Raw genomic sequence first — 16,704 nt, 5'->3', positions numbered from 1 at the left:
ATTGATGGGGTGCTGGTGCGACGAATAAGGAGCACCGATTAGATGAGAGGCGAGATGGTGAGCCACCCATTTGGGGGAGTTGATACCTCTTGGGGATTTTAAAGGGGTTAAACCTCTTTAAGAAAATAAAGTAGTTGACAAGAAAAACTGAATTATAACAAAATAAGAAAGTAAACGTGTTTCAATAAAAATTTACTTTTGTGGTATAATATAATTTGTTATCCACAAGGAGGTTAAAATGGCATTGAAACTTGAAGATAGAATATTAACAATTATGGAAAAGGGAACCTCACAGAAAGTTGTTACAGGAATATTAAATGCTTCTTTAAAAAATTCGGTAACAAGAAGAGCACTGATAAACGCAATTGACAGAGCAACATACAAAATGTCTCTTAAAACATATGAAAGACCGAAAAAAGTTCTTGAAGAAAGATATTATATGGGAAGAGCACTTTTACATTCAATTGAAAGATTATTTGACACAGATAGTATTTCGCCAAATTGTGTTAGAGCACTCTCAAATATTTTTCTGGGGAAAATTTTTATACAGGGGATATATACAAGAAGAACATTTGAAGAAAAACATGGATTTAGACCTCCCTGCTTTGTTACTATCTCTCCAACAAATGTATGTAATTTAAAATGTAAGGGATGTTATGCTGGAGAAATTTATGAAAAACATACTTTAAAATTTGATGTTTTTGATAGAATTATAAAGGAAATTAAGGAAGAATTTGGTGCTTACTTTTTTGTAATTTCTGGTGGAGAACCATTTATGTATAAAGATAATGGGAAGACACTTTTTGATATACTTGAAAAACACAATGATGCTTATTTTATGGCTTACACCAATGGTACAATGATAAAAAAAGATGTTGCAAAAAAACTGTCTGAACTTGGAAATTTTACCCCTGCTATTTCAGTTGAAGGTTTTGAAAGTCAAACAGATGATAGAAGAGGTAATGGTGTTTTTAAAAGAATTATGGAAGTTATGGATAATTTAAGAGAAGAAGGAGTGCCTTTTGGAATATCAGTTACACCAACAAGATATAATGCTGATTTACTTTTATCAGATGAATTTATTGACTTTTATTTTGAAAAGAAAGGTGCTTTTTATGGATGGTATTTTCAGTATATGCCAATAGGAAGAAGTCCTTCTGTTGAACTTATGGTTACTCCAGAACAAAGATATAAAATGTTAAAAAGAATATGGCAACTTGTTATAGAAAAGAAGATTTTTATAGCGGATTTCTGGAATTCAGGGACTGCTTCTGATGGATGTATGGCTGCTGCAAGAGGAGGCGGGTATTTTTATATAATGTGGGATGGAACAATAACTCCTTGTGTATTTATTCCTTTTAAAGATAAAAATTTAGGTAATATTTATGAAATTTATAAAGAGGGGAAAACAATAACTGATGCAATTAAGTCTCCCTTATTTGAAAGAATTAGAAACTGGCAGTACAACTACTGGATAAAAAGAAATAAAAATGAATGCGGTAATCTTCTTGTGCCCTGTATAATAAGAGATAATTCTCTGGATTTTTATAAAATAGTAAAGGAAACAGATGCACAGCCGGTAGATGAAGGAGCAAAAGATTATTTAAAGTTTATAGAAGAAGGAAAGATGCCTGAATGTAATAAAAAGTACAGAGAATTGACAGACCCCCTCTGGCAGAATGAATATTTGAATGAATAAACATATAACAGTCATAAGAAAAATTAAAAGATACAGAAGAATAGTAAATATCCTCATTAAGTACGGATTTGAAATACTTGTTGAAAGAGCCCATATTTTTAAATTTCCTTTCAGAAAAAAAAGACAGATTGAATTAACATTTCCTGTAAGGGTCAGAAAAATTCTTGAAGAACTCGGACCAACATTTGTAAAACTCGGACAGATTTTAAGCACAAGACCAGACCTTATCCCTTTTGAATATATAAGAGAACTTGAAAAACTTCAGGATGAAGTTAAACCTGAAAATTTTGATCTGATGAAAGAAATTATTGAAAAAGAGACAGGTGGAAAACTGGAAGAAATTTTTGATGTTTTTGATAAAGAACCAATTGCTTCCGGTTCACTATCCTGTGTTTATAAAGCAGTATATAAAGGGAAAAGAGTCGCTGTAAAGGTTCAGAGACCATATATAAAAGAACAAATTTTTACTGATATTCAGATTTTATATGATATTGCAAACTTAATAGAAAAATTTATTAAAGAAAGTGAAATTTATCAGCCGGTTAAAATAGTTAAGGAATTTGAAAAGAGTATAAAAAAAGAATTGAATTTTCTTATAGAGGGTAAAAATATTGAAATAATGAAAGAAAGAATGAAAAATTTTGAAAAATTGTACATCCCTGAAATTTATAAGGAAATAAGCACAGAAAAATTGCTTGTTACTGAATATATAGATGGAATAAAAATTAATAGGGTTGAAGATTGGAGTAAATTTGTAAGCAAGGAAGAAGTATTGAAAAATGGAGCGGATATAATTTTAAAACAGATTTTTTATACAGGAATTTTTCATGGGGATCCGCATCCGGGAAATATTTTTATTATGAGAGATGGAAAAATTGCACTGATTGACTTTGGTATTGTTGGACATCTTGATGAAGAAAGAAAGTATTATATTGTTAATCTTATTTCAAGCATTTTAAAAGGGAATACAGAAAAAGTAATATTAACTTTAAAACTCATGGGTTCTATTGGAGATACGACAGATATTCAGGAATTAAGAGAGGATATAGAAGATTTAATTGAAGTATACAGGGATATTCCAATAAAAAAAATAAAAATTGGAGAAGTTCTTGGTATCTGCTTTGAAATTATGAGAAAAAACAGAATTAAAATCCCTGTAAGTTTTACTTTAATGGGTAAATCAATAATCACAATTGAAGGAATATGCCATTTCATTGACCCTGAATTTAAACTTACTGAATCTATTGAACCATTTTTTATTGAAATTACAGAGAAAAAAGTAAAATTTTCCTATTTTTTAAAAGAATTTCAGAATACATTTAACAGTTTACATTATATTATTAAAGAACTGCCACAGACAATTGAAACACTTATGGATACAGTTAAAAATTCAAAAAGGAAAGATTATAGAAATGAAAATACGACTGAAAATTTAAATTCAACTGTAAAAAAAGCAGGAATAAAAATTTCTTTTTCTTTAATTATTTCAACTTTTTTAATTTCTTCTGTTTTCCTTTTTATATCTGGATATTTTCTTTTTGGAATTTCAGAATTTGTAATAACTTTAATAATGCTTCTTGTATTCCTCTTAAAAATGAGGGATTAAATGAAAATAGAAAACAAAAGTGCTTATCATGATTATGAAATTCTTGAAAGAATAGAAGCGGGTATTGTTCTTAAAGGAAGTGAGGTAAAGTCAATTAGAGAGGGAAAAATTGCATTTAAAGATTCTTATGCAAAGGTAGAAAATGGAGAAGTTTTTCTTTATAATTTTTATATTGCACCCTATCAGTCCTCATTTGAAAAAATCAATCCTTTGAGAAAGAAAAAATTGTTACTGAATAAAAATGAAATAAGACGACTTGAAAAAAGAGTTTCAGAAAAACGCTTGACACTTGTACCACTTTCAGTGTATTTTAATAATAGAGGTCTGGCTAAAATAGAACTTGCTGTTGCAAAAGGTAAAAAGCTCTTTGACAAAAGAAGGGAATTGAAAGAAAGAGAAATTGAGAGAGATATAGCAAGAAAAATGAAAAATATGGGGGCGAAATAGGAATCGACAGGAAGAAATCCGGATAGAGTTGCCTGTCAAGTTTGTCAGGAACTTGTAAAAACCTGACAAAAAATAACTGCCGTAACAGCAAATACTCTGGCTGCATAAAATGCAGTCACCCATTTACAGAGTTTGCCTCTGACTCTGTAAAATGGGTCGGCTAAGAGGCATCTTCTTTAAGGGTTATCCTTTTCCCTTAAAGAAGATTAATAAAAAGGATGCGGGTAAAAGGGCCTGTCAGAAGTGCCTTTTTACCCTAAGAAAAAACTTCTGACTATACAGGTAGATACTCTATCAGGATTCTTTCTGGACGCGGGGGCAGTACCCGCCGCCTCCACATATTCAGCAAAAACTAAAGGAACAAGGAAAACTGAAGCATCAGGGCTTACCAGCGGACAGAAAAAGGGTTTAAGGGGAAAAAGATTTTTCCCCTTATATGTTGTGGGGGTATCGTCGGGAAAGGGGAATCTCCCCTGTCCCGGGAGCGATAGCGACGGACGCGGGGGCAGTACCCGCCGCCTCCACATATTCAGCAAAAACTAAAGGAACAAGGAAAACTGAAGCATCAGGGCTTACCAGCGGACAGAAAAAGGGTTTAAGGGGAAAAAGATTTTTCCCCTTATATGTTGTGGGGGTATCGTCGGGAAAGGGGAATCTCCCCTGTCCCGGGAGCGATAGCGACGGACGCGGGGGCAGTACCCGCCGCCTCCACATATTCAGCAATTTAAAATATTATAAGCAAAAAAGAAAAATTGATTGTAAACATAAAAATTTTTTAGGAGAAATTTGGTATGTTTTTGAAAAATATAAGGTTTTTGATTTTTTTTATTTTATTAACATCTTTAAGCATTTACTCACTAAATTTAGAAGAAGAAATAAAAACGAGAAAAATCCCTACATATTTAATAAAGGATGTTCAGTATATCTCACTAAAATCATTCCTTAAAATAATAAATTCCGATAACTGGGCTAAAATTGAGGATAGGATTTTCGTATTTTTTGATGGTACACAGATAAAATTCAGAATAGATGATAAAACTTTAATTGTAGGTGGTAAAACGATTGAGATTAAAAATACTCCAAAAGAAATTGAAGGAGACATATTAATACCAGTTGAGGATTTTTCAAAAATATTTGCAGATTTCAAAATTTCAGAAAAAAAAGAAGAAAGAGAAAAAACATCAGAGGAAAAAAAAGAAAGTAGAAAATTTATTATAGTAATAGACCCCGGTCATGGAGGACATGATTCAGGTGCTATTGGAAATTATGGTTTAAAAGAAAAAGATGTGAATCTTGATGTATCCTTACGACTTGAAAAATATTTAAAAAAACAACTTGAAAGTTATCCCTCTATAGAAATTTATTTAACAAGAAAGGAAGATGTTTTTATTTCACTTGAAGAAAGAGTTAATATTGCAAAAACATTAAATGCTGATATTTTCTTCTCAGTTCATACAAACTCTTCAAGATTTAATAGATTTGATGCAACAGGTTTTGAGACATATTATCCATACTGTAAAGTAGAAACAAATAGTTTACCAAAATCCAATGATGGAGAAGGAGAATTAAAAGAAGAAAATAATGATTCTGTATTAAATCAGATATTAAATAATTTAAACGAAACCGATATAATTGATGAAGGTAGAATTCTTGCAGAATGTGTTCAGGAAAAACTTGCAGAAAGATTAATAACTCCTGACAGAGGGGCTAAAAGAGGGAATTTCTATGTTTTAAAGTATACTCCGATGATTTCTGTTTTAACCGAGATTGGATTTATATGTAATCCTAATATTGAATTCAATCTGAAAGATGTTGAAGTAAGACAGGCAATTGCAGAGACACTTGGAAAAGCAATTATTGAATATTTAAAGAAAAGAGAAATAATAAAATGAATAAAAATCCGATCGGGATTTTTGATTCAGGTGTTGGTGGTTTAAGTGTTGTAAAAGAAATTATAAAAGTCCTGCCAGAAGAGAATATCATTTATTTTGGAGACACAGCAAGGGTTCCATATGGAACCAAATCAGAAAGGGTAATTAAAAAATTTGCAGTTGAAGATGTTATTTTTCTTTTAAAATACAATCCAAAATTGATAGTAATTGCCTGCCATACTGTATCTTCATATGCTTCCTACTATTTGAGAAAAAAATTTAAAAATATCAAAATTATTGATGTTATTGAACCAACTGTTGAAAAAGCAGTAAAATTAACAAAAAATAAAAAAATTGGAGTTATTGGAACAACCGCTACAATTTCAAGTTTAAGATATCAAAAGTTATTTTCAAAATATAAAGGGATAGAAGTTTATACGAAAGATTGTCCTTTATTTGTTCCTGTTGTTGAAGAAGGATGGTTTGAAAATGAAATAAGTTATAAGATTGCTGAGATTTACTTAAGTGAATTAAAGAAAAAAAATATTGATACACTTGTTCTTGGATGTACCCATTATCCTTATTTAAAAAAAACAATACAGAAAATTATGGGAAAAAATGTTGAAATAATTGATGCTTCTTATGAAGTTTCTATCAAAATAAAAAATATAATTGAAGAAAATAATTTAAACAATAAAGGTGGCAAAGGTAAAATATCATTGTATTTCAGTGATATAAGTCCACATGTGGAAAAAACAATCAAATTTCTTTTTGAAAAAAATAACATAAAATATAAACTTACTAAAAATGTATGAACTAAAAATTAATGGAGAATTTTCTTCGGCTCACAGTTTAAGAAATTATAAAGGTAGATGCGAAAATCTACACGGGCATAACTGGAAAGTTGAAATTATAGTAACAGGGGAAACACTTGATAGAATTGGTTTACTTATTGATTTTAATATCTTAAAGAAAAAACTGAACATTATTTTAAAAATGCTTGACCATAAAAATTTAAACTCAATACCCTTTTTTATAGAAAGAAATCCAAGTTCTGAAAATATTGCTTTCTTTATTTATAAAAAAATGGAAAGATTACTCAGAGGTTATCCTGTAAGAATTCAAAAAGTAACGGTATGGGAAAATGAAAAACAATGCGCAAGTTACTATGAATAAAAATTACTGGATAGTTGAAATATATAAGAAAAGAAATATAAGGGATGTTTTTGGAGAGGATGTTAAAAAAAGTATTGAGGAATTGGGAATTTCTGATATTGAGGAAGTGAAGGTTTCAAACTTATATAAAATTGAGTGTAATACAGAAAAAAAGAATATAGAAAAAATTGCAAAAGAACTTCTTATTGATAATGTTTCTGAAGATTTTTTAATTTATAAAAAAAGCAAAACAAAAAAAAATTACTGGATAGTTGAAGTATTTTTAAAAGAAGGGGTAACTGACCCTGTTGGTGAGACAAGTAAAAAAACAATAATAGAAAGCGGAATTTTAAAAGACGTGGATGTAAAAACAGGGAAAAAATATTATATAAAGGGAAAACTTAAAGAAGACCAGATAAAAGAAATTTGTGAAAAAATTCTTGCAAATACTTTAATTCATAATTATTTTATTTTTAAAAAGGAAGGTATGGGCAAATGAAACATGCAAAAGAAATTGATATTTTAAATGCTGACGATAAAACCCTAATTGAAATAAGTGAAAAAAACCTTCTATCACTTGATATAGGTGAAATGAGAAAAATAAAAGAATACTTTCTTTCAATAGGAAGAAACCCAACAGATTGTGAACTTGAATGTCTTGCCCAGACATGGAGTGAACACTGCTGTCATAAAACATTTAAAGCAAATATCAATTATGTAGAAAAAATCGGAGAAAAAGAAGAAAAAACTAACATCTGTTTACTTAAAGAAATAATGGAAGTTACAGAAAAGTTAAATTATGACTGGTGTATTTCTGTTTTTAAAGATAATGCAGGAATAATTGAATTAAATGAAAAATGGGGAGTTGCTTTCAAAGTGGAAACACATAATCATCCATCTGCCCTTGAACCATATGGAGGCGCAGGAACAGGAATAGGAGGAGTAATAAGAGATATTCTTGGTGTCGGTCTTGGAGCAAAACCAATTTTAAACACTGATGTTTTCTGTTTCGGTCCTCTTGACTATTCATATGAAAAATTACCTGAAGGCGTCTTGCATCCCAGAAGAGTTTTCAGAGGAGTTGTAAGTGGTGTAAGGGATTACGGAAACAGAATGGGTATTCCTACAGGAAATGGAGCAATAATTTTTGATGATGGATATGTTTATAACTGTCTTGTTTACTGCGGAACAGTCGGGATTTTACCTGTTGATAAAGTGGAAAAAAAAGTAAAAGATGGTGATTTCATTGTTGTTATTGGAGGAAGAACTGGAAGAGATGGTATTCATGGAGCAACATTTTCTTCTGCAAGTTTAAAAGAGGATATCCCGACAAGTGTTGTTCAAATAGGAAATCCAATAGTTGAAAAAAAATTTCAGGATGTTTTACTTGTTGCACGGGATTTGAATTTATATAACTCCATCACCGATTGTGGTGCAGGCGGATTTTCTTCAGCAATTGGCGAGATGGGAAAGGATACAGGTGCAGTTGTTTATCTTGATAAAGTACCTCTTAAATATGAAGGTTTACTCCCGTGGGAAATTTTTCTCTCAGAATCTCAGGAAAGAATGGTTCTCGCAGTTCCAGAAAAAAATATTGAAAAACTCATATCTCTTTTTAACTCCGAAGATGTTGAAGCAACTGTGATAGGAAAATTTATAAAAACAGGTAAATTAACTGTTTATTATAAAGATGAAATTGTTTGTGATATTGATATGAAATTTCTTCATAAAGGAATACCTGAAAGAAATCTTAAGTGTTTTTTTGAAAAAAAAGAAGAAAAGAAATTAAATTTCAAATCAAAAAATCTGAAAGAGGATATTTTAAAATTAATTTCAACACCTGTTATATCTTCAAAAGAAGAAGTTGTTCATCAATATGACCACGAGGTTGGAGGAAGAACTGTTTTAAAACCACTTTTAGGATATGAAAGCAGGGGTGTATCTGATGGAGTTGTATTGAAACCATTTTACGAAACATATGAAGGATTAGTTATAGGTTGTGGAATAAATCCTTTTTATGGAGAAATTGACCCTTATTATATGGCTGGATGCTGTATTGAAGAATGTATAAGAAATATTGTAAGTTGTGGAGGAAATCCTGAAAAAATTGCAATACTTGATAATTTCTGCTGGGGAAATGTTTCCGATGAAAAAGAACTTGGTAAACTTGTAAGATGTGTGAAGGGATGTAAGGATTATGCTTTGAAATATAAGGTCCCTTTTATTTCAGGAAAGGATAGTTTAAATAACTATTTCAGGGGAAAGAATGGAAAAATAATTTCAATTCCCGGAACTCTTCTTATCTCCGGAATAGGTGTTATTGAAGATGTAAGAAAGATAACCTCAACTGAATTTAAAAAGGGAAGAAATATTATCTATGTCCTCGGGAAAACGTTTAATGAACTCGGCTCATCCCAGTTTTACAGAATGTATGGTATAAAAGGTGGAATTGTACCTAAACCAAGACCAGAAAAAACTTTGAATTTAATGAAAAAAATTCATACAGGTATTAAAGAAGGACTGATTAAAAGTTGTCATGACTGTTCAGATGGTGGATTAATAACAACTATAAATGAAATGATGATAGGGGGAAATCTTGGATGTGAAATAAATTTTCTTGATGTTTTAAGTGAAGAAAAAGAACCTGAAATAATTCTTTTTTCAGAAAGTTGTGGTAGATTTGTTGTGGAAGTGGAAAAAGAAAAAATAAATGAATTTGAAAAACTTTTTAAAGGCGAAGAAGTGAGTCAGATAGGACAGGTTATAGAAAAAAAGGAAATGATTGGTTTCTGGGGAAATAAAAAATTATTCAAAATTTCTCTAGACCTAATTTATGAAAACTGGAGAAGTTTAAAATTTTAAAAATGAAACCAAAAGTTATAATTTTAAGAGTTGCAGGTACAAATTGTGATTTTGAAACAGAGTGGGCTTTCAATCTTGCAGGTGCTTCTGCTGAAAGAATTCATATAAATCAGATTATAAGAAAAGAAAAAAAACTCTCTGATTATCAGATACTTGTTATACCGGGTGGATTTTCTTATGGAGATGATATAGGTGCAGGAAAAGTTCTTGCAAATCAAATAAAATTAAAACTGTGGGATGAAGTAGAAAAATTTATTTTTGAAAAAAAAGTAATTCTCGGTATTTGTAATGGGTTCCAGGTCCTTGTGAAATCCGGGATTTTACCATTTAACTCTGAACAATCTGTAACACTTGAATGGAATGATTCTGGAAGATTTGAGGATAGATGGATTTATTTAAAAGTAGAAAAAAGTATCTGTCCCTTTTTTGAAGGTCTTCCAGATATAATAAGAATGCCTGTTGCTCATGCTGAAGGAAAGTTCTATCCTAAAAATAGTAAAAGTTTGAAAGAAATTGAGAAAAATAAACAGGTTGTGTTGAGATATTGTGATAAAAATGGAAATCTTTCTGGTTATCCTTATAATCCAAATGGTTCTATTGGAAATATTGCGGGGATATGCAGTAAAGACGGTCTTATTGTAGGAATGATGCCGCATCCTGAAAGGGCTATTCTTAAGTATTATTATCCTGATTTTCTGAAAAATTATGGAGATGAATTTACCCCTTCCTTTAAAATTTTCAAAAATATGGTAAAATATTTCTCTTAAAAAATTTAAAGGATTATAATAATAAACTATAAAAGGAGCAAAAGATGACAGATGAAGTTGGAAAAAAAGCAGATATTCTTGTTGAAGCATTTAAATATATTAAAGAATTCAAAAATAGAATATTTGTGATTAAAGTTGGTGGAAGCATTTATCAGATTGAAGATGTTAAAGAAAGTATTCTTTTTGATGTTGCATTTCTTTCTTTTCTTGATATAAAAATTATACTTGTATGTGGCGGAGGAAAATTTATAAATGATGAGATTGAGAAGAAAGGAGGTAAAGCAAAATTTGTTGATGGATTGAGGGTTACTAATTTACAGACATTGAATATAGTTAAAGATGTTTTATTCAGGGTAAGGGATGAAATTGTAACTATTTTAAAGGATAAATTTGAATGCAATGTTGATAAGATTACTCCTGAAGAAAAGTTTGTCACTGCCTCAAAAATCCATTATCAAAAGGGTGAGGAAGTCGTAGACCTTGGATTTGTTGGACAACTTAAAAAAGCAAATATTGAATATATAGAAAATAAACTTAAAGAAAAAAATATACTTGTCTGTGCGCCACTTGCGATGGGAGACGATGAAAATCTATACAATGTAAATGGAGATACATTTGCTTCATTTGTTGCCTCAAATTTGAAAAGTGAAAAACTTATTTTTATTACCGATGTACTCGGAATTATGAGAAATCCTGAAAATCCAGACACTTTAATTTCAACATTAACAGTTTCGCAGGGAGAAGAATTAATAAAAGATGGTGTTATAAAAGAAGGAATGATACCAAAAGTAAAAGCAGGGATAAATGGAATAAAAAATGGAGTAAAATCGGTTCATATTATAAGTGGTAATATTCCTCATTCTTTAATTCTTGAAGTTTTAACAGAACACGGAGTTGGTTCAGAGATAATAAAAAATGGATAAAGAAAAAATTTTAAAAAATTATAATGATTATGTTATCCCGTCTTATAGGAAGCAGAATTTTATTTTTGTTAAGGGGAAAGGGAGTTATTTATGGGACATTGATGGAAAAAAATATCTTGATTTTTTCCCTGGATGGGCAGTAAGTGGTCTTGGACACTGTCATCCACAGGTTGTAAAAAAAATTAAAGAACAGGTTGAAATACTGATACATATTTCAAATAATTATTATCATCCATGGCAGGCACTTCTTGCAGAAAAACTCTCCAGATTATCATTTGGTGGTAAAGTTTTTTTCTGTAACAGTGGAGCAGAAGCAAATGAATCTGCCATTAAACTTACAAGGTTGTATGGAAGGAAAAAAGGAAAATATAAAATTATTTCAATGGAAAATTCTTTTCATGGAAGAACTCTTGCAACAGTTACAATGACAGGACAGAAAAAATATAATGAAATGTTTGAACCACTTCCTACAGGTTTTATTTATGCAAAATTTAATGATTTTTCAGACCTTTATTCAAAAATAGATGATGAGGTTGCAGGAATAATACTTGAGTTAATACAGGGAGAAGGTGGAATTAATGTAGTGGATAAAGATTACTTAAAAAAAGTCAAAGATTTATGTGAAAAAAAAGATATTCTTTTAATTTTTGATGAAGTTCAGACCGGATTTGGTAGAACAGGAGAACTCTTTGCATATCAGATATTTGGTGTTGAACCGGATATCATGACTCTTGCAAAGACACTTGGAGGAGGTTTTCCTGTTGGAGCTATGATTGCCAGAAAAGAAATTGCAGATTTAATGGGACCGGGAACCCATGCATCAACCTTTGGTGGTTCTCCTCTTGCCTGTGCTGCCTGTCTTGGTGTTCTTGAAGCAATAGAAAATGAAAACCTGCTTGAAAATGTAAAAATTATGGGAAAATACCTTAAAGAAAAACTTGAAAAATTAAAAGAAGAATTCAAAGGGATAAAAAAAGTCAAAGGATTGGGACTAATGCTTGCAATTGAAATTGAAAAACAGGGTGAGGAACTCGTAAATATATGTGCTAAAAACGGACTTCTTATAAACTGTACCCATCAGAATGTAATAAGAATAATGCCTGCTATAAATGTTAAAAAAGAAGAGATTGATGAAGGAATAGAGATATTAAAAAAATCATTAAAAGAGGCAGGAATTCAATGAAAAGAGATTTCCTTAAGATAAAAGATATTTCAAAAGAAGAAGTATATAAAATCTTTGATATTACAAAATATTTTAAAAGTTTAAAAAAAGAAAAAAAAATTACAGAACACCTCAAAAATCTGACAATTGGATTATTATTTTCAAAACCAAGTACGAGAACCAGAATATCCTTTGAAGTCGCAATTCAACAACTTGGCGGTTTTCCAATTTATCTTTCATCCGAAGTAACTCAAATTTCAAGAGGAGAATCAATTAAAGATACAGCAAAAGTAATTTCACGATATTTAGATGGAATCATAATAAGGACTTATGCACAGGAAGAAGTTGAAGAATTTGCAAAATGTGCTGAAATACCTGTAATAAATGCTTTAACAGACCTTTACCATCCTGTACAAATTCTCTGTGATTTCTTTACAATTTATGAAAAAAAGGGAACTTTTGAAAACATAAAAATAACCTATATTGGAGATGGAAACAATATATGTAATACACTTATTGAAGGATGTGACTTGCTCGGGATTGAGATAAGAGTTTCCTGTCCTGATGAGTATAGACCCGATGAAAAAATAATAAAAAATATGAAAAATAAAAATCTTTTAAAAATAAGTACAAAACCAGATGCTTTTATTGAAGACGCTGACATTATTTATACAGACACATGGATAAGTATGGGAGATGAAAGGGAAAGGGAAAAACGACTTAAAATTTTTAAAGAATATCAGGTAAATAAGAATTTATTGAAAAAAGCAAAATCCGATTTCCTATTCATGCACTGCCTTCCCGCACACAGAGGAGAAGAAGTAACAGATGATGTGATAGATGGACCAAATTCAATTGTTCTTGACCAAGCAGAAAATCGTCTTCATTGTCAAAAAGGCCTTTTATGTTTCATTTTTGGAAAGATATGAAAGAATTTTCAATTTCTAAAAAAATCACCAAGGAGAAAAAATGAGAAGATGTTTTTTTCTGATTTTTTTGATTTTATCTTTAAATGGATGTCTGATTAAATATAAAGAAAAAAAAGAAATTAAAATAATTAATCCCTATGAAGATATAAACTGGAATAAAATTAAAAGATACAAAGCAAACTTACATACTCATACAACAGAAAGTGATGGAAAAGAAAAACCTGAAAAAGTTATTTCTCTTTACAAAATGAAAAACTATTCAATTTTATCAATCACAGACCACAATAAATTTACATCTTTAAAAACAGATGAACTATTTTTAATACCTGGAGTTGAGTTTGGTAAAAATCAACAGCATCATATAGTTTCCCTCTTTTCATTCAAAATACCCGAAAAAATAGAAGCATTAAATGAAGAGGAGATTTTAAAATATGTTGATGAAAAAGAAGGAATTTGTTTTTTTGCGCATCCAGGAAGATACACAAAAAAAATTGACTGGTATGTTAATTTATTTGAAAAGTATCAGAGTTTATCGGGAATTGAAGTTCTAAATACAGGTGTTCAGAGTAAAGGTAAAATTTATGGAGATACAGATATATGGGATGAAATTTTGAAAAAAACAATGCCTGAAAGACCTGTTTGGGGATTTGGAAATGACGATTTTCACACTTTATCTCAACTTGCAATAAACTGGAATATTCTTTTACTTGAAAAAATTGATGAAAAAGAAATAAAAGATGCAATAAAAAAGGGGAAATTTTATATATGCTCTGCTGTGTTAGGAACTGATATGCCTTACTTTAATAGAATAATTATTGATAAAAAAACAGGAAAAATTAAAATATATTGTAAAAATTTTAAAGAAATAAAATGGATTTCAGACGGTAGAGTTGTTGGATATGGCAGTGAAATAAATTACAAAAAAAATAACGAAATAAAAAAATATTTAAGAGTTGAAATCTTTGGAGAAAATGGATATATATACTTAAACCCATTTGGTATAAAATGAGCAAAAAAATAGCAATTGATGCGATAAATCTTAAAATGGAAGATAGAGTTGCACATACAGAATACAGTATGGAATATCATAAAGATTACATTTCAAAAATTACAGGTATGTCAGAAGAATATCCTGAAAGAATTAAAAAATTTTATGAAATATGGAGTTATGACTTTTTATGGGTAACTGATGATGGACTTTACGGAAACTGGTTTGATAGAGGAAGAGCAACTGATATGGGACATGCGATATATGCAATAGATGGTTCTGATAGAAAAGAAAAAAAAGAATGCCCTTTTAAAGATGTTTTTGAGGTATGGGAATTTGACCCTGAGAAAGAATATAGTTTTCCTGATTTTAATGAACAGGTTAAAACATATCAAGAAAAATATAAAAAACTCTGTGAGTATTTTCCAGACCAACTTATAACAGGAGGATATTACAAAACAATTATTTCAGGACTGATACAGACATTCGGATGGGAAATGCTTTTACTCTCTGCAAGTGACAAAAATAAATTTGAAAAACTTATAGATAGATTTTTTAACTATACTCTTTTTTATATGAAAGCATGGGCTTATACAGATGTAGATGTAATAATCCAGCATGATGATTTTGTATGGTATTCAGGTCCTTTTCTATCTCCTGATTTTTACAGAAAAGCAATCATACCGAGATATGGAGAACTCTGGAAGGATTTAAAGAAAAAAGGGAAAAAAATACTCTTTTGTTCAGACGGAAATTTCAGTATGTTTGCAAAAGATATAATTGAAGTAGGTGCAGATGGACTTATTTTTGAACCGGTAAATGATTTTGGTTTTATGGCTGAAAATTTTGGTGATAGTATTTGTCTTGTTGGAAGTTATGTTGATTGCAGAGATATGACACTTGGAAAATGGGAAAAAGTAAAAAATGATATTGAAAGAACTTTAAGTTATGTAAAAAATGGAAAATGTAAGGGTTTAATCTTTGCTGTTGGAAATCACATACCGGCAAATGTACCTGACTGGATATGTGAAAATTACATAAATCATCTTAAAAAAAACTGGTATCTAAATTACCCTACCTCCCACCTTTAAGGTGGACTTGGGAAATTGTTGACAGACAAAGGTTTCAAAAGGGACTTTTTTTTATTTTAAAAGTTCATCTATAAATCTATTTGCTTTTTCAAGTAATTCATCATTCCAGAATTTAGGTGGATTCAAAAGATAAAGGTCAATGTTGGAATAAATACCCTGATTTTCAACTATATACTCCGCTGGTATTGATATATCATTTTCTCCATCCCATTCAACATATTTCCAGTTTTCCATATTTCTGTAAATATGGTTATATAACTCAAAATCTATTGTTGAATCACTTTCCACCCATTTTTTTTCTATATAAACAGCACAACTTACATGAACAGTTGGCTGACTTATTTTTTCGTAAATATCCTTAGGAACAATTGGTAAAAAGACCTCCTTTTTTATCAGATACACTCTATATCCAGCATATATACCACAACTTCTTAAAAGCGCTATTTGGAGATTTGATTTATTAAAACAATTTCCATATCCTTTTTTCAATGTTTCCGACGCCTTTGTATAGGAATAATCAAACCTGTATTTAATTTCATCTCTCACAAAATTAAAAATATCAATTGCTTTCTGCTTTTCAGAAAAACTCTTTTTTGTGAGAAAATAACTTTTCATCTTTATATCGGGATTTTCAACATCACAGATTTTTGTAGGTAATAGATATTCTTTTTCCATAATATATATGATAAAATAAAAAACAAAAGGAGGGAAGATGCGAAAAACAATTTTTTATATTTCTTTAATTTTTCTTACTGGATGTGTATTTCAAAAAAAAGAAAAAACATTTCTTGATGCTGTTTATAGAGAAGAATATATAAAAAATAACCCTGATTTAAAAGAAGAGTGGAAACAGTCAATTATTAAAGGAGAAATACCACCTGGGATGGAAAAAGGTGAAGTTGAAAAAATACTCGGTAAAAATCATCAAACTTTTATTTCAAAAACTAACTTGATGGAGGTATGGATTTATGATAAATATTATGTAGGTTTTGACAGAAACGGGAAAGTAATAAAATTCGGAATTTTTGAAAAAGAGGAGGGAGAAAAATGAAGATTATACAGATTGGAGTTGGTGGATTTGGAGCAAGTTGGCTTGATATAGTTATGAGTTCAAAGGAATGGGAAGTTGTTGCCATCGTTGATATAAATGAAGAAATTTTAAAAAAGAGTGTTGAAAAATATCCATCTCTTGAAGGAAAAACAT

The 16,704-nt window shown here is 30.1% G+C and carries 16 protein-coding genes and 1 other RNA gene; 16 read left to right on the top strand and 1 reads right to left on the bottom strand.

Annotation, left to right across the window (positions count from 1 at the left end; all coding sequences use genetic code 11):
- Positions 1-238: 238 nt before the first annotated feature.
- The 15 genes from PKV21_02490 to PKV21_02420 all read left to right on the top strand — a co-directional run bounded on the left by PKV21_02490 (position 239) and on the right by PKV21_02420 (position 15,500).
- Positions 239-1,699, top strand: a complete 1,461-nt coding sequence (locus PKV21_02490) for a radical SAM/SPASM domain-containing protein (protein ID HOM26358.1) — start codon at positions 239-241, stop codon at positions 1,697-1,699.
- Positions 1,692-3,305 carry an AarF/UbiB family protein gene (locus PKV21_02485; protein HOM26357.1) on the top strand — a complete coding sequence of 538 codons (1,614 nt, stop codon included), beginning with the start codon at positions 1,692-1,694 and terminating at the stop codon, positions 3,303-3,305. The genes PKV21_02490 and PKV21_02485 overlap by 8 nt, the downstream gene beginning before the upstream one ends.
- Positions 3,306-3,752: an SsrA-binding protein SmpB gene (gene smpB, locus PKV21_02480; GenBank protein HOM26356.1), complete on the top strand. Its 447-nt coding sequence runs from the start codon at positions 3,306-3,308 to the stop codon at positions 3,750-3,752. It abuts the gene before it with no gap.
- Positions 3,740-4,092, top strand: a transfer-messenger RNA (tmRNA) gene (gene ssrA, locus PKV21_02475). Before smpB ends, ssrA begins: the two co-directional genes overlap by 13 nt.
- 451 nt (positions 4,093-4,543) lie before the next feature.
- Positions 4,544-5,644: an N-acetylmuramoyl-L-alanine amidase gene (locus PKV21_02470; protein ID HOM26355.1), complete on the top strand. Its 1,101-nt coding sequence runs from the start codon at positions 4,544-4,546 to the stop codon at positions 5,642-5,644.
- Positions 5,641-6,438, top strand: a complete 798-nt coding sequence (gene murI, locus PKV21_02465) for a glutamate racemase (protein HOM26354.1) — start codon at positions 5,641-5,643, stop codon at positions 6,436-6,438. Before PKV21_02470 ends, murI begins: the two co-directional genes overlap by 4 nt.
- Complete coding sequence (queD, locus tag PKV21_02460; protein HOM26353.1) at positions 6,431-6,799, top strand: 6-carboxytetrahydropterin synthase QueD; 369 nt, start codon at positions 6,431-6,433, stop codon at positions 6,797-6,799. The genes murI and queD overlap by 8 nt, the downstream gene beginning before the upstream one ends.
- Complete coding sequence (locus PKV21_02455) at positions 6,792-7,277, top strand: phosphoribosylformylglycinamidine synthase subunit PurS (GenBank protein HOM26352.1); 486 nt, start codon at positions 6,792-6,794, stop codon at positions 7,275-7,277. The genes queD and PKV21_02455 overlap by 8 nt, the downstream gene beginning before the upstream one ends.
- On the top strand, positions 7,274-9,640 hold the full coding sequence (gene purL / locus PKV21_02450; GenBank protein HOM26351.1) for a phosphoribosylformylglycinamidine synthase subunit PurL: 2,367 nt from the start codon (positions 7,274-7,276) through the stop codon (positions 9,638-9,640). Before PKV21_02455 ends, purL begins: the two co-directional genes overlap by 4 nt.
- 2 nt (positions 9,641-9,642) lie before the next feature.
- Positions 9,643-10,407, top strand: coding sequence for a phosphoribosylformylglycinamidine synthase I (gene purQ, locus PKV21_02445; protein ID HOM26350.1), 765 nt, complete (start codon positions 9,643-9,645; stop codon positions 10,405-10,407).
- 44 nt (positions 10,408-10,451) lie between these two features.
- The gene (argB, locus tag PKV21_02440) at positions 10,452-11,330 is read left to right on the top strand and encodes an acetylglutamate kinase (protein HOM26349.1); all 879 of its coding nucleotides are present in this window, start codon (positions 10,452-10,454) and stop codon (positions 11,328-11,330) included.
- Complete coding sequence (locus PKV21_02435; GenBank protein ID HOM26348.1) at positions 11,323-12,513, top strand: aspartate aminotransferase family protein; 1,191 nt, start codon at positions 11,323-11,325, stop codon at positions 12,511-12,513. Before argB ends, PKV21_02435 begins: the two co-directional genes overlap by 8 nt.
- Positions 12,510-13,421, top strand: a complete 912-nt coding sequence (gene argF, locus PKV21_02430; protein ID HOM26347.1) for an ornithine carbamoyltransferase — start codon at positions 12,510-12,512, stop codon at positions 13,419-13,421. Before PKV21_02435 ends, argF begins: the two co-directional genes overlap by 4 nt.
- A 40-nt stretch (positions 13,422-13,461) precedes the next feature.
- Positions 13,462-14,430 (top strand): hypothetical protein, encoded by a 969-nt coding sequence (locus PKV21_02425; protein ID HOM26346.1) that lies wholly within the window; start codon positions 13,462-13,464, stop codon positions 14,428-14,430.
- Positions 14,427-15,500 carry a uroporphyrinogen decarboxylase family protein gene (locus PKV21_02420; protein ID HOM26345.1) on the top strand — a complete coding sequence of 358 codons (1,074 nt, stop codon included), beginning with the start codon at positions 14,427-14,429 and terminating at the stop codon, positions 15,498-15,500. The genes PKV21_02425 and PKV21_02420 overlap by 4 nt, the downstream gene beginning before the upstream one ends.
- 51 nt (positions 15,501-15,551) lie before the next feature.
- On the opposite strand, the gene PKV21_02415 is transcribed toward PKV21_02420, so the two are convergent.
- Positions 15,552-16,175, bottom strand: a complete 624-nt coding sequence (locus PKV21_02415; GenBank protein ID HOM26344.1) for a transglutaminase family protein — start codon at positions 16,173-16,175, stop codon at positions 15,552-15,554.
- Between the two features lie 37 nt (positions 16,176-16,212).
- Between PKV21_02415 and PKV21_02410 the strand changes: the two genes are divergently transcribed.
- Positions 16,213-16,551, top strand: coding sequence for a hypothetical protein (locus PKV21_02410; protein HOM26343.1), 339 nt, complete (start codon positions 16,213-16,215; stop codon positions 16,549-16,551).
- Positions 16,552-16,704: the final 153 nt, after the last annotated feature.

It is taken from the genome of bacterium, assembly GCA_035371905.1.
Taxonomy (GTDB): Bacteria; Ratteibacteria; UBA8468; order B48-G9; family JAFGKM01; genus JAMWDI01.
Note: the sequence above shows the minus strand (reverse complement) of the source record. Positions and strands in the feature narration are given on the sequence as shown.